Genomic DNA, 248 nt, shown 5'->3' with positions numbered 1-248 from the left:
ACGCACGCCCGCTCGCGCTGTATTGGTTTGGTGACGATGCATCGCGCTGCAACCGCGCACTGCGCGAAACCGTATCGGGCGGTGTGACGATCAACGATTGCCTGTGGCATCTGGCACAGGAGAGCCAACCTTTTGGCGGCGTCGGCCCCAGCGGAATGGGCGCTTACCACGGCAAGTGGGGCTTCGACACCTTCAGCAAGCGCAAGCCGGTCTTCCGTCAGGCTCGCCTGAACGGTACGGGGCTGTTC

At 63.7% G+C, this 248-nt stretch carries 1 protein-coding gene; it reads left to right on the top strand.

Going from position 1 to position 248, the window contains the following annotated elements:
* The coding region (locus ACVA58_RS28475) for an aldehyde dehydrogenase family protein (RefSeq protein WP_446513585.1) at nucleotides 1-248 on the top strand (248 nt) is incomplete at both ends.

The organism is Photobacterium sp. DNB22_13_2 (assembly GCF_052873915.1).
This window is presented reverse-complemented; position numbering and strand designations above follow the sequence as displayed.